Raw genomic sequence first — 19431 nt, 5'->3', positions numbered from 1 at the left:
GCCAGCCAGACAGGGCGCGCTCGCAGCGCCATGACGAGAACATCCACACTCGCGCGGAGGGCTATAGTAAAAACTCCACCCTTCGGGAGACATGGATCATGCGTCCGATAGCCCTTTCTTATCGCCTGCTCGGCGCGCTGTTGCTGCTCGGCTTAGCGCTCGCCCACGCGGAGACACTGACGCCTCTGCAAGGCCAAAGCTCGGAACAGATTCAAAGTGATACCGCCGCCTGTCAGGCGCAATCTGGCAGTAGCCAACAACAAACTGACAGCAACTCCGTAGGCGGTGAGCGGCTACGCGGTGCAGCCAAGGGCGCCGCCGTCGGCGCAACGGCCGCACAGATCCGCGGCAATCAACATGACGAGATCTATGACCGCGTGGATGACGACGTAAAACAACAATATCGGCAAAACAGGGCACGTGATGCGGCGGCTGTTGGTGCGGCCGTGGGCGGCTCGCGCCAGCGCCAGGACCGCCGCGAGAATCGTCGTAACGCCGACAACAGCGCCGACTCACAGCAGGCTTACATCAATTGCATGAGCGGGCGCGGTTACTCCGTCGTGCCCTAACCGTATGCACCCGGTCATGCGCGAGCTGGCAACCCAAGCTGGCAAACAGTGCGTGTTTAAACGGCAAAGCCCGTACGCTACGCACGGGCCACGCGGGGCTCAGTTTGCCGCGACTTTCTGTTCGTCATAGGTGCTGAGGTATGCGCCAGACAGTTGCTTCTTTTGCGCCTCACTCAGCAGCTTGCCGGCCATCTGGAAAAACTTCTGCTCCTCCTCATGCAGATGGTGGTGCACCTTCTCCGACAAGGCCTTGGCCTGGGCCAACCAGCTCGGGCTGCTGAGATCGGTTTCTTCCAGTTCCTCAATCATCTCATCCATTTCATGATGCTCGGCAATGGCATGACGTGAAAGGTCGACGCCCAGATCATCCTGCATCAGCGGAATATAGAAGTGTCGTTCCTCTGCCACCGAGTGTGCAGCCAACTCGTCTTTAAGCTCGGCAAACAGGGCCTCGCGCTCTGGGCTATCACCGCTGGTCGCCACCATTTTTTCGGCCAATTCACGCTGGCGGTCATGGCTGATGCGCAGGGCTTCGAAAATTGTCATGGGTTACCTCTTCCGTGATCATCGATACACCCCGCTATGACCGCCATAACCAGCAAAAAGTGCCGCACCGCGTACTCAGCGCAGTTGGCTGTCCTTGCTGCCCCGGCGGTTATAACCGCTGAATTTGGCTTGTTCCTTGTCGTGCTCGGTCTGGCAGGCCACGCACAGGTGCACGCCAGGGATGGCTTTGCGCCGCGCCTCGGGAATGGCGGCCTCACACTCTTCGCAATGGCTCAGGCTTTCGCCGCTCGGCAGCTGGCTGCGGACGCGCTGGATGGCGTCTTCAATGCTGCTGTCGATCTGCTCCTGTACCGCGCCGTCATTTGCCCAGCCACCGGCCATCAGCCTCGTCCTCCGTTGCGTGCTCCTGTAGATATGCGCCGTCTGCCGGCGAATCTCAAGAGCACGCGGTCGCCCTATTCCTTGACCTGCATAAACTCGCGCGCCCAGACGATGTAGTCTTCGGGCTGGGTGTAGGTATGGGTCAGCTCAGTAGCGCTAAGGTCACCTGCATTGATGCCGCGCTGCTCACGCAAACAGTCGTAGGTAGCCTTGACCGCCGCGAAGTAGGCCGCGTGACCGTTGACCACGATGCGCACGCCCAGGCTGGCCAGGCGGACGTTGTCGCGCAGCTTGGGGTTGCCGTAGGTGACCAGCATCAGCGGAATACTCAGGGCGGCGGCAATCTGTTCCAAGTGGGCAAAATCCTCGACACCGACCAGGCAGATGGCATCAGCACCGGCCGCTTGATAGGCCTGGGTCCGGCGAATCACCTCGCTGACCTCCAGCACCCCGGCATGGGTGCGGGCGATGATTGCCAGAGCCGGATCAACCCGCGCTTCCAGGGCCGCGCGGATTTTGCCAACACCTTCATCAATGCTAATCAGGTCGGTGGACTTACGGCCGAATTGCGCGGGCAACAGGGTGTCTTCGATAGTCAGCGCGGCAATCCCGGCACGCTCTAACTCGACAACGGTGCGCATCACGTTGAGTGCATTGCCATAGCCGTGGTCGGCGTCGGCGATCACCGGCAAGCGGCTGACTCGGCCAATGCGCGTGGCCTGCTCGACGAATTCGCTGAGGGTAATCAGGGCGAAATCCGGGGCAGCCAGTACTTGTAGTGAAGCTACAGAACCACCCAGAATTCCGACTTCAAAGCCTAAATCAGCAGCAATCCGAGCGGCCATGGGATCGAACACAGAAGCCGTGTGATAACAGCTATTTGCCGCAAGAAGCGCGCGAAATTGCGCGCGAAGGTCGTGATGCGAGGCTCTTTGCATAAAATGCACCATCGGTCATAGTCGGTTTAGGGCAAGCAATTATGTAGTAAAACTACATTATCAACCAGCAACCTTGCGCTTGCCTTTCAGTAGCCGACAACACCGTGCTACTGCAGTTCGACCGGCAGTCGCGGGCCAAAGCCGACACCAGTAAGCAGCCCATAAGCCATCCACAGCATCACACCGGCGTACAGTAGACGCGGCAGCCAGGTGGCCAGCTGCTCGGCCAGGCTATCCAGCTTCTGGGTTTCCACCCCGGCGTAGTTGAGCAGGCTGGCTGGTAGAGTGCCGCTGGCCTCTGCGCTGCGGATCAGTCCAAGGGCCAGCCCCTGCCCAGGAAAATCGACAGACGCCAGTGCCTGAGCCAGACCCTGGCCGCGCTGAATAGCCATCTGTACGTTGCTAAAGCGTTTGCGCAGCGGCGCATGGCTGATCACCGCGCAGGCCTTCGGCAAGGCTTCAAGCATCGGCATGCCGGCCTCCAACATCAGTCCCAGGCTGTCGAAGAAGTCACGCAAATTACGCCGCAGCAGCGCCGAGCCAAGGATCGGCATACTTGCCAACAGACTATCGAAAGGCGAGACCGCGCCAGCGGGGGCGTGCTCACGGCGCCGATAAAGCCCACGCCCCAGAACATAGAGCGCGCCCAGCACCAGCAACGGCCAGAGCGCGCCCCACAGATAACCGGCGATGCTCAACTGACCACCGACCAACGCCGGCAGCGGCTGGATAAACAGCGCGAGCACCAGCACCGCCGCAGGCATCAGCAGGCGTGATTTCACAGCAGCGGCCTGTTGCGCCCGATGGCTGTAACGTTCGGCCAGACGCTGATAAACCGCCGCCAAGCAGCCACTGACCTGAGCGGCGTGTAGCAAGGTGCTGTCCAGCTGGGTGAACAAGCCGCTGCGCAGCCCGGCACTGGCCATATCGCCGCCGCCTGCGATCTGTGTTTGCAGGTTGGCTAGCGCCGTTCTCGCACGCGCCGGCACTTGCACACTGAGCAGCGCCCGCTCGACCGGCACACCGGCTTTCTCCATGGCCGCCAGGTGGCCAAAAAACTGCGCGCGCGCAGCAAGATCAAGCAGGGCAGGACGTGAGGTGGGCATAGGCAGGCTCAGCGAGTAGAGAACGACGCAACCGACACCAGATTAACAGGCCGCGTGGCGCGGAGCAGCGGACTATTCGGTGGTCGTCGGTAACTCCGCATGGGGCAGCCAGCGACGGAATATCTGCGCGAAACTGCCGTCCTGATGCATTTCATCGAGGGCGCGACGCCAACGCGCGACCAGTGCGGCATCGGTCTGCCGGGAGAAGGCAATGTAATAAGTCGAGCGCATAAAGGGCAGGTGCGCCTGCACCTGCTCTGGGCGCAAACCGCCGCTGGCCAACTCGTCCTTGAGGGTCAGATCTTCAGTGGCGATCAACTGCACCCGCTTATGTTTGAGCATGGTCACCATATTCTTCGAGCTGGTGACCCCATAGATATTCTTGAAGCCACGCGCATTCAGGGTTTCAAAGGTGTACCACTGTTTCGGCACCGCCAGTGGGCCGCTTTCGGCCGCCTGCTGCAGACTGTCAAAATGCAGATTGCGCGATTTCAGCGAGTAGAAGCTGGTGGTGCCAATCAGTAGTGGGCCAACCCACTGGAACTTGGCCTCACGCTCCGGCGTGCGCACGGTGGAGAAGATCGCCGTATCTGGCTTGTGCTGAGCCAGGTGATAGGCCCGCGTCCAAGGCAGCAACTCAATCTCACCGGAGTCGCCGGTACGTTCGATCAACGCACGCACTACTTCTACGGCCAAACCGTGCAGCTCACCATCGCGGCTAAAGCTGGTCGGCGGTGCGTCCTCGGTGAGCAAATGCAAATCGGCAAGCGCAGGCCCGGCCAAACAGGCCAGGAGCAAAAGCAACAGCGCGCCGCATGATTTCAGCACAGTAGGTTCTCCCGGTACTGGCTTCAGACTAGCCTAGAGCCGGGCAAGTTCGCATTAATGCGCCAAAGGCTCGCCAGACGCAGGTATGGAGAAGGGCTGGGCAAACCAGCGTTGATGTATGCGTTCCAGGCTGCCGTCGCGCATTAATTCATCGAGGGCCTGCTGCCATTGCCGAACCAGGGCTGGGTCGGTGCTTTTGGAAAAGGCGATATAGGAATTGTTGTCCATCAGCGTGAACTGCCACTCGACTTCATCACGGCGCATGCCTTGCTGCGCAAGCATGTCCTCTAGGGCCAGGTTGTTGGCCAGCAGCAACTCGATACGGCCGTGCTTGAACATTTTCATCATGTGCTGAGGCGTAGGCACGCCATAGAGGTTCTTTAGGCCATGGTCACTGAGGTATTCATAGGAATACCACTGCTTGGGTACGGCCAGGGTGTTGAAGCGTTCAACATCCTGCAACGTACGCACATTTAACCCGGCACCACGCCGCGCATAGAAGCTGGTGTGTCCACGGGCAATGGGGCCAACCCACTGGAACAACGCCTCGCGCCGGGCGGTGCGCACCGTGGAGAACAAACCGCTGTTGGCCTCGTGTTGCACCTGATGATAACCCCGAGTCCAGGGTACCAATTCGATGCGCGTCTCCTGGCCGGTACGCTGAACCAGCAGTTCGACCACTTCCACAGCCATGCCAGTCAGCTTGCCATCCTTGATATAGCTCAGCGGCCGGTATTCCTCGGTATACAGACGCAACTCAGTTGCCAAAGCCGGTGTACCGCAACCAAGCAATAACACGCTGAGCCAGAACTTCAACCGCATTGGGGAATACCTGAAAAACATAAGAATCACGGGGCAAGAGACTGAATGATAAACAGCCATCAGCCCACCAGCCAGCCCAGTTATGCGGCGAAGCAGCACAAGGGCTAGGGGTTTGCGGACAGCTCTAAATCGAGCATCCGCTGCCATTGCGCAAGGTTATCGCGATTAACCCGTTTGGCCTGCAAGGCGACGTTCACAGGTTGCAACGGCAGCTCACCACGCAAACTTTTTGCCGCCAACTGGACGGCCTGGTAACCAATAGCATGGGCCTGCTGAACCATCAGGCTGTGAATCTCGCCTTTGCTCAACGCATCGATTAGCAGCGGATCAGCATCGAAGCCAACATGCAGCAACGCTCCCGCCTTGCCGAGCCGACGCAGCGCTGCCAGAGCGGCGCGCGAACTGGTGCTGTTGGGGGTAAATACGCCAACCAACTGTGGCAGTTGTTCACGCAACGCCTCCACCGCAGCCTGGCTGTCGTCGCCAATATAGCGATCAACCAGAATACTCAGCCCACCGGCTTCCGCCCCTTGGCGAAAGCCTCGCTCGCGCTCACTGGTTGAAGGCACACCGACCTGCAAGCGCAGCAGCGCCACCTGACCTTGCCCACCCAGCGCTGTTGCCAATGCTTGACCGGCCTGCTCGCCAGCGCGAAAGTTATCGGTGGCAACCACACCGCGCACCTCACTGCCTGGCAGATTGCGATCAAAGTAGATGGTGTCGATTCCATTTCGGGCCAACTGCCGTACCCGCAGCGCAATCTCGGGGCCGCTAGGCGCGATAACCAATGCCTTGCAGCCATGCTCCAGCACCCAGTTGATCATCTGTAATTGCGTTTCCACCCGCCCTTCACGGTTTGGTCCACGGATATGCACATCCAGCTCAAGCGCTTGGCCGGCCTGCCGCGCACCGGCCTCTACTTGCATCCAAAAGGGCGTGGCACCCGCCGCTACCACGCCGATACAGTCCTTTGCCAACGCCTGGATGGTCCAACTGCTTAACACAAGAAATAGCAGTAAATAGTTCGATTGGCTTCGGCTGTACATCTGCCTCACTCCTAGATCAAGCCACGCCATGGACCATTTAGAACAGGCGTAGGCGTTACCGTAGAATGTCTAATAGCACTTTAGCATCAGGCTATTAGCCGCGCCGTGCACGAGACTAGCGGTCATCCGCCAGAAAACCGTAAGTCAAAACAGTAGCAGCCAATTCGCACAACTTTTTTATGAGCAGCCATTTTTCTGGGCGCCTCCTGGACTGCTGTTGCGCAACGCGAAATGCGTGTCGGCAATTATTTTTCACACTCCAGGCGACGGCTGGGCTGGCAGCCGCCGCCCAAGCAGGCGATGATCGCGTCTCTTTCCTGCACCTTGAATAACATGACCGATACCACGCAAAGCACTCAGCCAACGCACAAGCCCCGTCCGCTGATCGATTTACTGGTTAGCATCCTGATTCCCTCACTGATTCTGATGAAGCTCAGCAGCGAGACCAAGCTCGGCGCCGATGGCGCACTGATGCTGGCGCTAGCCTTCCCGCTTACCTGGGGCAGTTTCGAGCTGATCAAGTACCGCAAATTCAACTTTATTGCCCTGCTCGGCCTGGTCAGCGTGCTGCTTACCGGTGGTATTGGCTTACTCAAGCTGGACAACCAGTGGCTGGCGATCAAGGAAGCCGCGATACCCGGCATTATTGGCATCGCGGTACTGGTATCGACCCGCACCCGTTTCCCGTTGATCCGTACCATGCTGTTCAACAAGACCGTGCTCAACGTCGACAAAATTCATGAGCGCCTGGAACAAGCCGGTAATACCGAGCTGTTTGAAGCGCGCCTGCTCCGCGCCACCTACTGGCTGAGCGGTACCTTCTTCTTTTCCTCGGCGATGAATTACGTGCTGGCCAAGTGGATCGTCATCAGCCCAGCCGGCAGCGAAGCCTTCAACGCCGAACTGGGGCGGATGAACCTGCTCAGTTACCCGATGATCGCGATCCCGTCGATGATCATGCTGATGGCCATCTTCTATTACCTGTGGCGCACCATCCATGGTCTCACCGGGCTCAAGCTGGAAGACGTGATGGCCAATGCCGAGCAGGAAAAGCAGCCTTAAACGACACAGCGCGGCGTACCAAGGATGCTGACGTTTTCCGCCTACCTCGGCCTGTTTATTTCGGCCCTGGGCGCCGCCACCCTGCTACCGCTGCAATCGGAAAGCGTGTTGGTGGCGCTGCTAATCAGCAGCGCCTATTCACCTTGGGCGCTGCTAGCGGTGGCCAGCGTTGGCAATATCCTCGGCTCGCTGCTCAACTGGCTGCTCGGCCGCTACCTGGAACACTTTCGCCATAAGTCCTGGTTCCCGGTTAGCGAAGCACGCCTGCAGCAGGCACAGCACGGCTACGCACGTTATGGCCGCTGGTCACTGCTGCTGAGCTGGGTGCCGGTGATCGGCGACCCACTGACTCTGGTGGCCGGGGTGATGCGCGAACGCCTGTGGGTGTTCCTGCTGATCGTCAGCCTGGCAAAAACCGCCCGCTACGCTGTATTGGCAGCACTGACCCTGGGCTGGAGCTAAGTTAACCTAGATGCGACATAGGCCGTAACCTCAACCCCCAGCACGCGGTTGAGCATCGGCGAGACCTCCGCGATACTGCGCAGCCTTCGCACCGGTCGTGTGCGGGCACCACAGAGCGAAGGAGTGAACTCAGTGGAACGACACACGTGATGAAAAGGAACGACCTGATCTGGACCCTGGTGGGCCTCGGAGCCGTGCTGCTGTCGTGCTACTTGCTCTATCACCAGGTACGTACTATTTCGCTGGATGAAATCGCCGACAGTTTGCACGCCATTCCTCTCCTGAATTGGCTGCTGGCCGCAGGCGCCACCCTCGGGGCTTACAGCGCCCTGGCCTGGTACGACCGCATCGCCCTGGCTCACCTGGGCAAAAAGATTTCCTGGCGCTTTATCAGCCTGTGCTCCTTCACCACCTACGCGCTGGCTCACAACATCGGCGCCTCGGTGTTTTCCGGCGCCCTAGTGCGCTATCGCGCTTACCGCAGCAAAGGCATGACGCCCCAGGAAATCGGCATCCTGATCGTCTTCTGCTCCTTCACCTTCGTCCTCGGTACCATCCTGGCCAGTGGCTGTGTGCTGGTGCTGCAACCGGACCTGATCCACCGCGTGGGCAAGGTCTCCCCCCTGGTCGCCGAAGTCATCGGCGTGTTTTTGCTGCTGTTGGTCGCCTTGTATGTACTCGGCTCCTGGCGGCGCTTCCAACCCTGGCACTGGGGCAAACTGCATATTGAGTACCCGCGCCTGGGGATTGTCGCTCGCCAGTTATTGGCAGGCCCGCTGGAGCTGGCCTGCGCCGCAGCGATCATCTACTTCGCCCTACCAGCTGAGAACAACCCTGGCTATCTGGTGGTGTTCGGCGTGTTTCTCGCCTCATTCTCGCTGGCGCTGCTGTCTCATGCCCCAGGCGGTCTTGGCGTACTCGAAGTGACCTTCCTTGCGGCGATGCCCGAACTGCCGGCAGTAAATGTACTCGCCGCGCTGATCGTATTCCGCTGTTTTTACCTGCTGCTGCCATTCGCCCTGTCGCTGCTGGTGGTGCTCGGCTTCGAGTGGACACAGTGGCAAAGCCGACGCACGCCACCGAGTAATACACCACTGCCTTAAACCGGACCAACAGTGGAGCGCCGGGGCAGCATTGCGCTGCGCACTCGCATAGAATGCGCGGCCGTTTTTGGGCTCACGCTCGCGATGGCGAACATTCTCAGGCCGTCGCTGGACGATGCCTAAAACCTCTTGGTAATTATTCAGGAACAGCGCGTCGCATGACCTTTTCTACGCCCGCCCGCGCCTGCGGCATCGACTTCGGCACCTCCAACTCCACCGTCGGCTGGCTGCGCCCGGACGCCGAGCCCCTGATTGAGCTGGAAGACGGCAAGATCACCCTGCCCTCGGTGGTGTTCTTCAACCTTGAGGAACGCCGCCCGGTCTATGGTCGCCTGGCCCTGCAGGAATACCTGGAAGGCTACGAAGGCCGCCTGATGCGCTCGCTGAAAAGCCTCTTGGGCAGCAAGCTGCTGAAAAGCGAAACCACGGTGCTGGGCAGCGCATTGCCGTTCAAGGACCTGCTCGGCTTCTTTATCGGCGAGCTGAAAACCCGCGCCGAGGCCACCGCCGGCCGATCCTTTGAAGAAGTGGTGCTGGGCCGCCCGGTGTTCTTCGTCGACGACGACCCGGTGGCCGATTTGGAAGCACAAAACACCCTGGTGGCCGTGGCGCACAAGCTCGGTTTCAAGGATGTGTCGTTCCAGTACGAGCCGATTGCCGCGGCCTTCGACTATGAGTCCGGCATTAGCCAGGAAGAGTTGGTGCTGATCGTCGATATCGGCGGCGGTACTTCAGACTTTTCCCTGGTGCGCCTGTCGCCGGAGCGGCGCAGCGTGGCCGACCGGCATGCCGACATCCTCGCCACCGGCGGCGTGCATATCGGCGGCACCGATTTCGACAAACAGCTCTCGCTGGCCGGGGTAATGCCACTGTTTGGCTACGGCAGCAAGATGAAGAGCGATGCACCGATGCCCACCAGCACCCACCTGAACCTGGCCACCTGGCACACCATCAACGCGGTGTACTCAGCGCAATCGCAGCGCCAACTGCAGAGCATGCGCTATGACATCGTCGACCCCACCGGCATCGACCGCCTGTTCCAACTGATCGAGCGCCGCGACGGCCACTGGCTGGCCATGCAGGTGGAGGAAAGCAAGATCGCCCTCACCGAGCAGGATGCACGGCCCATCGACCTCAGCCGCCTGGAAGACGGCCTGGTCGCCGAGCTGACCCGCGAGCTGTTTGAAAACGCCATTGAGCCGCTGCTGGAGCGCGTGCGCGCCAGCGTCACCCAACTGCTCGGCGATGCCGGCGTCAGTGTTGAGCAGGTCGATACGGTGTTTTTTACCGGCGGCTCCAGCGGTATTCCGGCGCTGCGCCAGAGCGTCGCGGCAATGCTGCCGAATGCCCAGCACGTGGAAGGCAATACCTTCGGCAGCATCGGCAGCGGCCTGGCCATTGAAGCGCACAAGCGTTACGGCTAAAACGTAGGGTGGATGGCGCATTATCCATCCACCACTCGTGGCACTGTGGTGGATGAGAAAAGCGTCATCCAGCCTACAGAACTGATCAGCAGCCCTACCTCCACCCTAAAAAACGCCAGCTCAACGCTGGCGTTTTGTATGGCTGCAGTTCGTAGGATGGGTTGAGCGCAGCGATACCCATCAAGCAGCCGAAACCGATTTGATGGGTTACGCCGCTGCGCGGCTAACCCATCCTACGGCCGATCACGCCCGAGTCAGCGCGGCACGGCCGGCTTCTTCACCGGCTTCTTGCCTTTGCCTTTGGCGGCGTCGGCGCGCTCCTTGGCCGCCTGCTGGTTACGCAGCTGCGCGGCCGCCTTGGCCTGCTCTCGCTTGTCCCAGGGGTTACCACCCGCAGCACCGGTGTCACGCGGCGGCAAGCCGGTATGCTGAGTCAGCATCGGCTTGCTCTTGGTGGTGTCCTTGGCGACCTTATGACTACCAGCCGGCGTCGAGTTCTTGCGGCGCGCGCTCTGATAGCTGTCAGTAGCCGGCTGATGCAGCGGAATCAGCTGGTTCTTGCCAGGCCCGATCAGGTCGGCACGGCCCATGCGCTCCAGTGCCTCGCGCAACATCGGCCAGCCTTTTGGGTCGTGGTAACGCAGAAAGGCCTTGTGCAGGCGGCGCTGCGCCTCGCTCTTGACGATGGTCACGCCGTCACTCTTGTAGCTGACCTTACGCAACGGATTCTTACCGGAGTGGTACATGGCGGTGGCGGTGGCCATCGGCGACGGGTAGAAGGCCTGCACCTGGTCGGCGCGGAAGCCATTGCCCTTGAGCCACAGGGCCAGGTTCATCATGTCTTCGTCGGTGGTGCCTGGGTGCGCGGCGATAAAGTACGGGATCAGGTACTGCTCTTTGCCCGCCTCTTTCGAGTACTTCTCGAACATGCGCTTGAACTTGTCGTAGCTGCCAATGCCCGGCTTCATCATCTGATTTAGCGGGCCTTCCTCGGTGTGTTCCGGGGCGATCTTCAGGTAGCCGCCGACGTGGTGGGTGACCAGCTCCTTCACATACTCCGGCGACTCGACCGCGAGGTCGTAGCGCAAGCCGGAGGCAATCAGAATCTTCTTCACACCCGGCAACGCCCGCGCACTGCGATACAGCTGAATCAGGCTGGAGTGGTCGGTGTTCAGGTTCGGGCAGATGCCGGGGAACACGCAGGACGGCTTGCGGCACGCGGATTCGATTTCCGGGCTCTTGCAGGCGATGCGGTACATGTTCGCGGTCGGCCCGCCGAGGTCGGAAATTACCCCGGTGAAGCCTGGAACCTTGTCGCGTATCTCTTCGATCTCGCGGATGATCGACTCTTCCGAACGGTTCTGGATGATCCGCCCTTCGTGCTCGGTAATGGAGCAGAAGGTGCAGCCACCGAAGCAGCCACGCATGATGTTTACCGAGAAACGGATCATGTCGTAAGCCGGGATTTTCTCCTTGCCATAGACAGGGTGCGGGATGCGCGCGTAGGGCATGCCAAACACGTAGTCCATCTCTTCAGTGGTCATCGGGATGGGTGGCGGGTTGAACCACACATCCACTTCGCCGTGCTTCTGCACCAGCGCGCGAGCGTTGCCTGGATTGGTTTCCAAATGCAGCACGCGGTTGGCGTGGGCATACAGAACCGGGTCGTTACGCACCTTTTCCATCGATGGCAGACGGATCACCGTCTTGTCGCGGGTCATGCGCGGGCTGGCGAGCAGCTGCACAACCTTCGGCTCGTTCGGGTCTTCCTGCGGGCCTTTCTCCTGCTCAATAGCGCAGGCCTGGGTGTCCTGGGTGTTCACATACGGGTTGATGATCTTGTCGACCTTGCCCGGCCGGTCGATGCGCGTGGAATCGACTTCGTACCAGCCCTGCGGCGTATCACGGCGGATAAACGCGGTGCCGCGCACGTCGGTGATGTCTTCGATCTTGTGGCCATAGGACAGGCGCTGGGCCACTTCGACGATGGCGCGCTCGGCGTTGCCGTACAACAGGATGTCGGCGCTGGCGTCGATCAGGATCGAGTTGCGCACGCGGTCCTGCCAGTAATCGTAGTGGGCGATACGGCGCAGCGAGGCTTCGATGCCGCCGAGGACGATCGGCACGTTTTTATAGGCTTCTTTGCAGCGCTGGCTATACACCAGGCTGGCGCGGTCCGGACGCTTACCGGCCATGCCACCGGGGGTGTAGGCGTCGTCGGAGCGAATTTTCTTGTCGGCGGTGTAGCGATTGATCATCGAATCCATATTGCCGGCCGCGACGCCGAAGAACAGGTTCGGCTCGCCGAGCTTCATAAAGTCGTCTTTCGACTGCCAGTTCGGCTGGGCAATGATGCCCACGCGAAAGCCTTGCGACTCCAGCAGGCGGCCGATGATGGCCATGCCGAACGAGGGATGGTCCACATAAGCGTCACCGGTGACGATGATGATGTCGCAGCTGTCCCAGCCAAGCTGATCCATCTCTTCCCGGCTCATCGGCAGGAAAGGCGCGGGCCCGAAACACTCGGCCCAGTACTTTGGATAATCGAATAACGGCTTGGCGGCTTGCATGGACATGGAAAGTGACCGGCGTTGGCGAACAGGGATGGAAAATCGCGGGCGCGGAATATAGCACAAATTTTAACCAACCCCGACTTAGACGCTAGGTTAAATGGCTGAAATAGCTACCACGCTGTAGCAGCAGCGTAGTGGCTTACGGCTATACTCGGGCGCATAACATCGGCGGCCAGCAGCCGGGACAAGGGGTGAACGTGGTGCAACGCTTAGCTTTCTCAATCTTCTTCACGCTAAGCCTGGCACTCGCGAGTGGCCTGGCGCATGCAGCTATCGAGCTGACGGCGGCTAGCAGCGGGGCCTCCCTGAATGAGCACATCGAACTTCTTGAAGATATCGGCGGGCAACTGAGCATCGCCGATATGGCCGACCCGGCCGTGCAAAGCCGCTTCAAACCCGCCAATGGCCGCGCCAGCGTTGGCCAGAGCCGCAACCCCTGGTGGATCAAGCTCACCCTACAGCACAGCGCAGACGCCCCCAGCCAGTGGTGGCTAGAAGTCCGTTCCGTCACCCAGCTCGACCTGCGCCTGTATCTACCAGAACAGAACGGCAACTGGCAGGCACGCCAATCCGGCGAGTTGGTCAGCCACCGCGAAGGCCGTGACCACGAATTCCGCCATATGCTGTTCAAACTGCCGGAACTCGATCAGCGCCCGCTGACCCTCTATATGCGCACTTACGACCCTGCCGGCAACTCATTCCCAATGCGTGCCTGGCAGCTGGACGACCTGATCCAAGGGGCCGCAGAAGAGAATCTCGCCCTCGGCGTGGTCTACGGCATCATCGCCGCCCTGCTGCTGTACAACCTGTTTATCTTCTTCAGCCTGCGCGACTCGGCCTACTTCTGGTACGTGTTGACCACCGCCGGCGCCCTGTTGATGATCCTCAGCATGAGCGGCCATGGTTTCCAGTACCTATGGCCAAACAGCCCCGTGCCTTTCTGGCTGGACCGCATCACCCTGCCGTCGCTGTGGGGCTTCTGCGCCTGCCGCTTCACCCAAGTGTTGCTGCAAACCCGTAGTCATGTGCGCTGGGCCCACCATCTGCTGAGCCTGGCCTGCGTCTGCTATGTGATTGCGGTTGCTCTGGAAGGCCTGGGACAACGTCATAGCGCAGCCTGGATCATCGCCCTGCTGTCATTGACCAGCATCCCGGCGGCGCTGGGCTCGGCGCTGATCCGCTGGCGTCAGGGCTACTTCCCGGCCTTTCTCTATCTCTGCGGCTACGGCCTGATCCTCGGCAGCATCAGCCTGGCCCTGATGCGCGCCACCGGCCTGGTACAGCCGGCTACCTGGAATGCCTATGTATTTCCACTGGCGGTGGCGGCCGAGTCGATTCTGTTCTCTTTCGCTCTGGCGTATCGCATCCAGACGCTCAAGCAGGAAAAAGCCAAAGCCCTGGAACAGGCCGACCGCGAAAAAACCGCACGCTTGGCGCAGATGCAAGGCAGCGCCGATGAGCTGCAAAGTGCCGTCAAACTGCGCACTGCGGAGCTGGCCCTGGCCAACCAGCAGCTCAGCGAACGCGAGCGCGAACTGCAGCACGCCGCCTTCCACGATCCGCTAACCGAGCTGCCCAACCGCCGCTTTCTGGTCGAACGCTGCGAAGCGGCACTGGCCAATGCCCGCCGGCACAGCGAAGCCACGGCCCTGCTGCTGATCGACCTCGACCACTTCAAGCCGATCAACGACAAATACGGCCATGACGCCGGCGACCTGATGCTGCAAAGCATCGCCCAGCGCCTGCGCGAGCATGTGCGTTCGGGGGATGCGGTGGCGCGCCTGGGCGGCGATGAGTTTGCCGTGCTGATCTGCGGTGAAGATGCCGAGCAGCATGCCCGCGACATCGCTCGCCGCCTGCTGGATGAGCTGGCTAAGCCGGTGGCCTACGGCGCTGACCGCCTCACCGTGACGATTAGCATCGGCGTGGCGCTGTACCCGCGCCACGCGAGCAACTTCACCACGCTGTACAAGGCCGCTGATGAGATGCTCTACAAGGTCAAGAGCCGTGGCCGCTCAGGCTCGGCCGTCTGCGGGGAAGACGGCGAACTGAGCAGCAGCGCTAGGCTGCAACTGGATGTACTGAATGTACCCAGCGGCCTGAGTTGATCAGCAAAGACCCTGCCGCCCATTTATCGCCAAACCAAGGTCCAGCAGGTAACTTCTGTGACCGCCTGAACAGCTGTGCCTATACTCGCGGAAAACGCCACTCGACATTGGGAAGTCCGCAGTGCAGCGCCTAAACCTAGCCCTATTTCTACTACTGAGCCTGACCAGCGGCCTGGCCGGCGCCAGCCCGATACTATTGAGTGCGCCGAGCAGTAGCAGCGTGCTCAATGGCCAGATCCAACTACTGGAAGATGTCGGCGGCCAATTGAGCATTGCCGATATGGCCGATCCCGCCGTGCAAAGTCGCTTTCAACCAGCCGCCGGACGCACCAGCGTCGGTCAGAGCAGCAACCCCTGGTGGATCAAACTCAGCCTGCAACGCAGCAGTGATGCGCCTGCTCAGTGGTGGCTGGAAGTCGGCGCGGTCACCCTGCTCGACCTGCAAGTTTTTCTACCCAACGCCGCAGGCCAATGGCAGCTGCGCCAGGCCGGTGAGCGCGTAGGCTTTGCCGAAGGCCGCGATCACGATTATCGCCGCGCGGTATTCAGACTGCCGCCGCTGAGCGAGCAGCCACAAACCCTTTACCTACGCACCTATGATCCGGCAGGAAACTCCTTCCCGCTGCGTATCTGGCAGCTGCACGACCTTGAGCAGTTGGCCAAGCGCGAGCATCTGGTGCTCGGCCTGATCTACGGGGTGATCCTCGCCCTGCTGCTGTACAACCTGTTTATCCTGCTGGCCCTGCGTGACCCGGCGTACCTCTGGTACGTACTGACCATGGCGGCGTCGCTGGTATTTATCGCCAGCATGAGCGGCCACGGCTTCCAGTACCTCTGGCCCGACGGCCCAGTACCCGCCTGGCTGGACCGCATCACCCTGCCGATTCTGGTCAGCCTGGGCATCCTGCGCTTTGCTCAGGAACTGCTGTCCACCCGTACCACCCTGCGCATTGCCCACACCATTCTCAATGGCTGTATCACGGTCTACCTGCTGGCCCTGGCGGTCAATCTGGCCGGCTATCGCAGTGAAACGGGCCTGCTGATCGGGCTGATCCCGATTGTCACCGTGCCTACGCTGCTGCTCAGCGCAGCCATCCGCTGGAAACAGGGCTTTACCCCTGCGCTGTTCTACCTGCTGGGCTACGGCAGTGTGCTGCTGAGCTTTGTGATTCTGGTGCTCCGCGCCGCTGGCGTGGTGCAACCCGGCGAGTCCACCGCTTACCTGTTTCCGCTGGCGGTGGCTGCAGAAGCGATCCTGTTCTCCTTTGCCTTGGCTTATCGCATCCAGATTCTCAAACAGGAAAAGGCCGACGCGATCCTGCAGGCCGACCGCGAAAAAACCGCGCGCCTGGCCCAGTCCCAGGCCAATGCGGCCGAACTGCAGCACTCGGTCGACCTGCGCACCGCTGAACTGGCCGCCACCAATGAGCGCCTGCGCCAGCGTGAACAAGCCTTGCAGCACGCGGCGTTTCACGACCCGCTGACCGAGCTGCCAAACCGCCGCCACCTGGTCGAACGCTGCGAAACCGCCCTGGCCAACGCCCGCCGGCATAGTGAAGCTATTGCCCTGCTGCTGATCGACCTCGACCACTTCAAGCCGATTAACGACAAACACGGCCATGATGCCGGCGACCTGATGCTGCAGCAGATCGCTCTGCGCCTACGCGAACATGTGCGCGCAGGCGATGCCGTGGCACGTCTGGGTGGCGACGAGTTTGCCGTACTGGTATGCGGCTCGGATGCCGAAGAACATGCACGGGAGATCGCCAACCGCCTGCTCGCCGAGCTGGCCAAACCCGTGATGTACGGGGCCGAACGGCTGATCGTGACCATCAGCATCGGCGTGGCGCTGTATCCGCAACACGCAGGCACCTTTACCGCGCTGTACAAGGCGGCCGACGAGATGCTCTATCGGGTCAAAACTCGCGGTCGCTCGGGTTCGGCCGTGTGCGGCGAAGACGGTGAGCTGAGCAACAGCGCGCGCCTGCACCTGGATGTACTCAGCGTGCCCAGCGGCCTGCTCTGACTCAGCTGTTACGGTAGCGCCGTGGCACCCGCGCGGTGACCTTGCTCAGCAACTCGTAGCCAATGGTGCCGGCCGCCTGCGCCACCTCATCCACCGGTAACTGTGCACCCCACAGCTCGACGGCATCACCCACAGCGGCATCGGGTAGATCCGTCAGATCGACTGTCAGCATATCCATGGACACCCGCCCTACCAGTACCACTCGCTGGCCACGGACGATAACCGGCGTGCCTGCCGGCGCATGGCGCGGATAGCCATCGGCATAACCGCAACTCACGGTGCCGATACGCGATGGCCGTTCGGCGCGCCAGGCGCCGCCATAGCCAACCATTTCACCCGCTGCCACCTCACGGCAGGCAATCAACTGCGCGGTCAGGCTCATGGCCGGGCGCAGGCCCAGCTCAGCGATGCCCAGATCAGCACAGGGCGTCGCGCCATAGAGCATGATGCCCGGACGCAACCAATCCATATGCGCAGCCGGAATGGTCAGGATCGCCGCCGAGTTGGCCAGCGAGCGCCGGGTGAAATCCAGATCCAGCAAGTCGAGAAATTGCTCAAGTTGCAGCTCGGCGGCATCGCTGCCGCGCTCATCTGCGCAGGCGAAGTGGCTGATCAGGTTAAGCTCGGCTACTGACGCTGCACCCTGTAAACGGCCGTGCCATTCACGCACGGCAGCGGCGCTGAAACCGAGGCGATGCATGCCGCTGTCCAGCTTCAGCCATATATTCAGCGGCCGTGCCAAGCTGGCGGAAAGCAGCTGCTGCGCCTGTTGCTCACTGTGCAGCACCACATCCAGCCCAAGCTGCTCGGCGAACTGGTATTCGTCCGCCTCGAAGCAGCCTTCGAGCAACAGAATCCGCGCGTCACCGTGCAGCGCGCGCACCTCGGCGGCCTCTTCCAGGCTAGCCACGGCAAAACCGTCGGCAACATCGTGCAGGGCCGTCACCACCTCGCGTACACCATGCCCATAGGCATTTGCCTTAACCACCGCAAACGCCTGTCGCCCCGGCGCACAGCGCTTGGCCACCGCATAGTTATGGGTGATGGCTGACAGGTCGATAGTGGCAACAAGAGGACGCATGAAAGGGCTCCACGGCAGGCTAAAGCCGAGCATCTTAACCCTCAGCTCTTGGGCTGCAAGCGCCAGGTCGCTCAGCATCAGCACATGCCACATACCTGCGCCGCTGCGGTTAGCGCCTGATATTTAATTGCCCCGAAGCAAAAGCTACTGACAATAAGCTGTCAGTAGCACTCCTCTAGAGTGGGTTCCACAGGCTAGAACGCGCCGTCAGATACTGCCGCTGCCTGTCGCCCACAATCATCAAGGAGAGAGAACATGAATGCGATCAACTGGTTCGAGCTATTTGTCAGCAACTTCGAGCGTGCCCGTGGCTTTTATGAGCGCACCCTGGCCACGCCGCTGGAGGTAATGGAAGGCATGGGCGGGCGCATGGCCCTGTTCCCTCATGCACAGGACAGCGGTGTAGGTGGCTGCCTGAGCGAGTCCGCCGAGCAACAGAGTGGTATTGGCGGTACCCGAGTCTACCTAAACGTCGAGGGCCAACTGGATGCCGTGGTAAACCGAGTGCCCTCGGCCGGAGGCGTGATTATCCACAGCAAGATGTCGATCGCGCCGCATGGCTTTATCGCTGTGATAAAAGACAGCGAAGGTAATGAGGTGGGCCTGCACAGCATGTCCTAAACCCAGCATGCCGGGGCGCGTCAGCGCGCCCTGGTAATCCAAAGAGAACACCCGAGGCAACATGAGGCGCGCCGACCGTCTATTCCAAATCGTGCAATTTCTGCGCAGCCGTCGCCTGACCACCGCCCAGTGGTTGGCCGAGCGCCTGCAGGTATCGGTGCGCACGATTTATCGCGATATTCAGGATCTATCCCTTTCTGGAGTACCGCTGGAAGGCGAGGCCGGTGTCGGCTACGTGCTACGCCAACCGATGGATTTGCCGCCCCTGATGTTCGAGCGCGAGGAGATTGAGGCATTGCTGGTGGGCGCACGCATGGTCAAGGCCTGGGCGGACCCACAACTGCAAAGGGCCGCCGAATCGGCACTGGCGAAGATCCACAGCGTGCTGCCCAACGAGCTGCGTGCTGAGCTCAACCGCAACCAGCTGTTTGCCCCCGAAACCAATCCGTACCCTGTGCACTGGCTCGGCCAGCTGCGCCAGGCCATTCGCCAGCACCATAAACTGCTGATCAGTTACCGCGATGAACGCGGCGAAACCAGCCAACGCTGCGTCTGGCCGCTAGGGCTGTTCTTCTGGGGGCAAACCTGGACCCTGTGCAGCTGGTGTGAGCTGCGCAACGACTTTCGCAACTTCCGCATCGACCGCGTGGAGCAGCTGTATGACCTTGCGCAGACCTTTGACGCGGTAGAAGGTCAACGCTTGGAGGACTACCTCAAACCCTATCTAGGCGAGCACGCCATCGCGCCGTTGTACAAAAGCTAAACGCCTGAAGC

The 19431-nt window shown here is 60.8% G+C and carries 18 protein-coding genes; 9 read left to right on the top strand and 9 right to left on the bottom strand.

Going from position 1 to position 19431, the window contains the following annotated elements; genetic code table 11:
• Positions 1–98: 98 nt before the first annotated feature.
• Positions 99–569 carry a hypothetical protein gene (locus AACX99_RS16295; protein ID WP_339413412.1) on the top strand — a complete coding sequence of 157 codons (471 nt, stop codon included), beginning with the start codon at positions 99–101 and terminating at the stop codon, positions 567–569.
• Between the two features lie 99 nt (positions 570–668).
• Here AACX99_RS16295 and AACX99_RS16290 read toward each other — a convergent pair whose 3' ends face one another.
• The 7 genes from AACX99_RS16290 to AACX99_RS16260 form a co-directional block, all read right to left on the bottom strand.
• Positions 669–1115: a hemerythrin domain-containing protein gene (locus AACX99_RS16290; RefSeq protein WP_339413410.1), complete on the bottom strand. Its 447-nt coding sequence runs from the start codon at positions 1113–1115 to the stop codon at positions 669–671.
• A 75-nt stretch (positions 1116–1190) separates the two neighbouring features.
• Positions 1191–1457: a DksA/TraR family C4-type zinc finger protein gene (locus tag AACX99_RS16285; protein ID WP_339413408.1), complete on the bottom strand. Its 267-nt coding sequence runs from the start codon at positions 1455–1457 to the stop codon at positions 1191–1193.
• A 74-nt stretch (positions 1458–1531) separates the two neighbouring features.
• Positions 1532–2395 carry an isocitrate lyase/PEP mutase family protein gene (locus AACX99_RS16280; RefSeq protein WP_339413406.1) on the bottom strand — a complete coding sequence of 288 codons (864 nt, stop codon included), beginning with the start codon at positions 2393–2395 and terminating at the stop codon, positions 1532–1534.
• A gap of 107 nt (positions 2396–2502) precedes the next feature.
• Entirely contained in the window at positions 2503–3501 is a 999-nt protein-coding gene (locus AACX99_RS16275; protein WP_339413404.1) for a type II secretion system F family protein, read from the bottom strand.
• Between the two features lie 72 nt (positions 3502–3573).
• On the bottom strand, positions 3574–4329 hold the full coding sequence (locus tag AACX99_RS16270; RefSeq protein ID WP_339413401.1) for a substrate-binding periplasmic protein: 756 nt from the start codon (positions 4327–4329) through the stop codon (positions 3574–3576).
• 54 nt (positions 4330–4383) lie between these two features.
• Positions 4384–5151 (bottom strand): substrate-binding periplasmic protein, encoded by a 768-nt coding sequence (locus tag AACX99_RS16265; RefSeq protein ID WP_339413399.1) that lies wholly within the window; start codon positions 5149–5151, stop codon positions 4384–4386.
• A 104-nt stretch (positions 5152–5255) separates the two neighbouring features.
• The gene (locus AACX99_RS16260; RefSeq protein WP_339413397.1) at positions 5256–6197 is read right to left on the bottom strand and encodes a substrate-binding domain-containing protein; all 942 of its coding nucleotides are present in this window, start codon (positions 6195–6197) and stop codon (positions 5256–5258) included.
• Between the two features lie 333 nt (positions 6198–6530).
• Here AACX99_RS16260 and AACX99_RS16255 point away from each other — a divergent pair, with 333 nt between their 5' ends.
• The 4 genes from AACX99_RS16255 (at position 6531) to AACX99_RS16240 (ending at position 10248) form a co-directional block, all read left to right on the top strand.
• Positions 6531–7259 (top strand): VC0807 family protein, encoded by a 729-nt coding sequence (locus tag AACX99_RS16255; protein WP_339413394.1) that lies wholly within the window; start codon positions 6531–6533, stop codon positions 7257–7259.
• 24 nt (positions 7260–7283) lie between these two features.
• Complete coding sequence (locus AACX99_RS16250) at positions 7284–7721, top strand: YqaA family protein (RefSeq protein ID WP_339413393.1); 438 nt, start codon at positions 7284–7286, stop codon at positions 7719–7721.
• 149 nt (positions 7722–7870) lie between these two features.
• Entirely contained in the window at positions 7871–8824 is a 954-nt protein-coding gene (locus tag AACX99_RS16245) for a lysylphosphatidylglycerol synthase transmembrane domain-containing protein (RefSeq protein ID WP_445261878.1), read from the top strand.
• 158 nt (positions 8825–8982) lie between these two features.
• Entirely contained in the window at positions 8983–10248 is a 1266-nt protein-coding gene (locus AACX99_RS16240; protein ID WP_339413391.1) for an Hsp70 family protein, read from the top strand.
• Between the two features lie 254 nt (positions 10249–10502).
• Here AACX99_RS16240 and AACX99_RS16235 read toward each other — a convergent pair whose 3' ends face one another.
• Complete coding sequence (locus tag AACX99_RS16235; protein ID WP_339413543.1) at positions 10503–12818, bottom strand: YgiQ family radical SAM protein; 2316 nt, start codon at positions 12816–12818, stop codon at positions 10503–10505.
• Between the two features lie 200 nt (positions 12819–13018).
• On the opposite strand from AACX99_RS16235, the gene AACX99_RS16230 reads away from it, so the two are divergent.
• Positions 13019–14929 (top strand): diguanylate cyclase, encoded by a 1911-nt coding sequence (locus AACX99_RS16230; RefSeq protein WP_339413541.1) that lies wholly within the window; start codon positions 13019–13021, stop codon positions 14927–14929.
• A 121-nt stretch (positions 14930–15050) separates the two neighbouring features.
• Positions 15051–16955 carry a diguanylate cyclase gene (locus AACX99_RS16225; protein ID WP_339413390.1) on the top strand — a complete coding sequence of 635 codons (1905 nt, stop codon included), beginning with the start codon at positions 15051–15053 and terminating at the stop codon, positions 16953–16955.
• A gap of 1 nt (position 16956) precedes the next feature.
• On the opposite strand, the gene alr is transcribed toward AACX99_RS16225, so the two are convergent.
• The gene (gene alr, locus AACX99_RS16220) at positions 16957–18036 is read right to left on the bottom strand and encodes an alanine racemase (RefSeq protein WP_339413389.1); all 1080 of its coding nucleotides are present in this window, start codon (positions 18034–18036) and stop codon (positions 16957–16959) included.
• 255 nt (positions 18037–18291) lie between these two features.
• Here alr and AACX99_RS16215 point away from each other — a divergent pair, with 255 nt between their 5' ends.
• Together AACX99_RS16215 and AACX99_RS16210 are read left to right on the top strand one after the other, a co-directional pair.
• Complete coding sequence (locus AACX99_RS16215) at positions 18292–18657, top strand: VOC family protein (RefSeq protein ID WP_339413388.1); 366 nt, start codon at positions 18292–18294, stop codon at positions 18655–18657.
• Between the two features lie 61 nt (positions 18658–18718).
• Positions 18719–19420 (top strand): helix-turn-helix transcriptional regulator, encoded by a 702-nt coding sequence (locus tag AACX99_RS16210; protein ID WP_339413387.1) that lies wholly within the window; start codon positions 18719–18721, stop codon positions 19418–19420.
• Positions 19421–19431 lie beyond the last annotated feature (11 nt).

The organism is Pseudomonas sp. EA_35y_Pfl2_R5 (genome assembly GCF_963970805.1).
In the GTDB taxonomy this organism is placed as follows: domain Bacteria; phylum Pseudomonadota; class Gammaproteobacteria; order Pseudomonadales; family Pseudomonadaceae; genus Aquipseudomonas.
This window is presented reverse-complemented; position numbering and strand designations above follow the sequence as displayed.

Excerpts from the sequence above, each read along its gene's own strand:
- AACX99_RS16285 (WP_339413408.1), bottom strand. The coding sequence starts at position 1,457 with ATGGCCGGTGGCTGGGCAAATGACGGCGCGGTACAGGAGCAGATCGAC.
- AACX99_RS16275 (WP_339413404.1), bottom strand. The coding sequence starts at position 3,501 with ATGCCCACCTCACGTCCTGCCCTGCTTGATCTTGCTGCGCGCGCGCAG.
- AACX99_RS16295 (WP_339413412.1), top strand. The coding sequence starts at position 99 with ATGCGTCCGATAGCCCTTTCTTATCGCCTGCTCGGCGCGCTGTTGCTG.
- alr (WP_339413389.1), bottom strand. The coding sequence starts at position 18,036 with ATGCGTCCTCTTGTTGCCACTATCGACCTGTCAGCCATCACCCATAAC.
- AACX99_RS16240 (WP_339413391.1), top strand. The coding sequence starts at position 8,983 with ATGACCTTTTCTACGCCCGCCCGCGCCTGCGGCATCGACTTCGGCACC.
- AACX99_RS16280 (WP_339413406.1), bottom strand. The coding sequence starts at position 2,395 with ATGCAAAGAGCCTCGCATCACGACCTTCGCGCGCAATTTCGCGCGCTT.
- AACX99_RS16260 (WP_339413397.1), bottom strand. The coding sequence starts at position 6,197 with ATGTACAGCCGAAGCCAATCGAACTATTTACTGCTATTTCTTGTGTTA.
- AACX99_RS16245 (WP_445261878.1), top strand. The coding sequence starts at position 7,871 with ATGAAAAGGAACGACCTGATCTGGACCCTGGTGGGCCTCGGAGCCGTG.
- AACX99_RS16290 (WP_339413410.1), bottom strand. The coding sequence starts at position 1,115 with ATGACAATTTTCGAAGCCCTGCGCATCAGCCATGACCGCCAGCGTGAA.
- AACX99_RS16215 (WP_339413388.1), top strand. The coding sequence starts at position 18,292 with ATGAATGCGATCAACTGGTTCGAGCTATTTGTCAGCAACTTCGAGCGT.
- AACX99_RS16265 (WP_339413399.1), bottom strand. The coding sequence starts at position 5,151 with ATGCGGTTGAAGTTCTGGCTCAGCGTGTTATTGCTTGGTTGCGGTACA.
- AACX99_RS16210 (WP_339413387.1), top strand. The coding sequence starts at position 18,719 with ATGAGGCGCGCCGACCGTCTATTCCAAATCGTGCAATTTCTGCGCAGC.
- AACX99_RS16250 (WP_339413393.1), top strand. The coding sequence starts at position 7,284 with ATGCTGACGTTTTCCGCCTACCTCGGCCTGTTTATTTCGGCCCTGGGC.
- AACX99_RS16235 (WP_339413543.1), bottom strand. The coding sequence starts at position 12,818 with ATGCAAGCCGCCAAGCCGTTATTCGATTATCCAAAGTACTGGGCCGAG.
- AACX99_RS16255 (WP_339413394.1), top strand. The coding sequence starts at position 6,531 with ATGACCGATACCACGCAAAGCACTCAGCCAACGCACAAGCCCCGTCCG.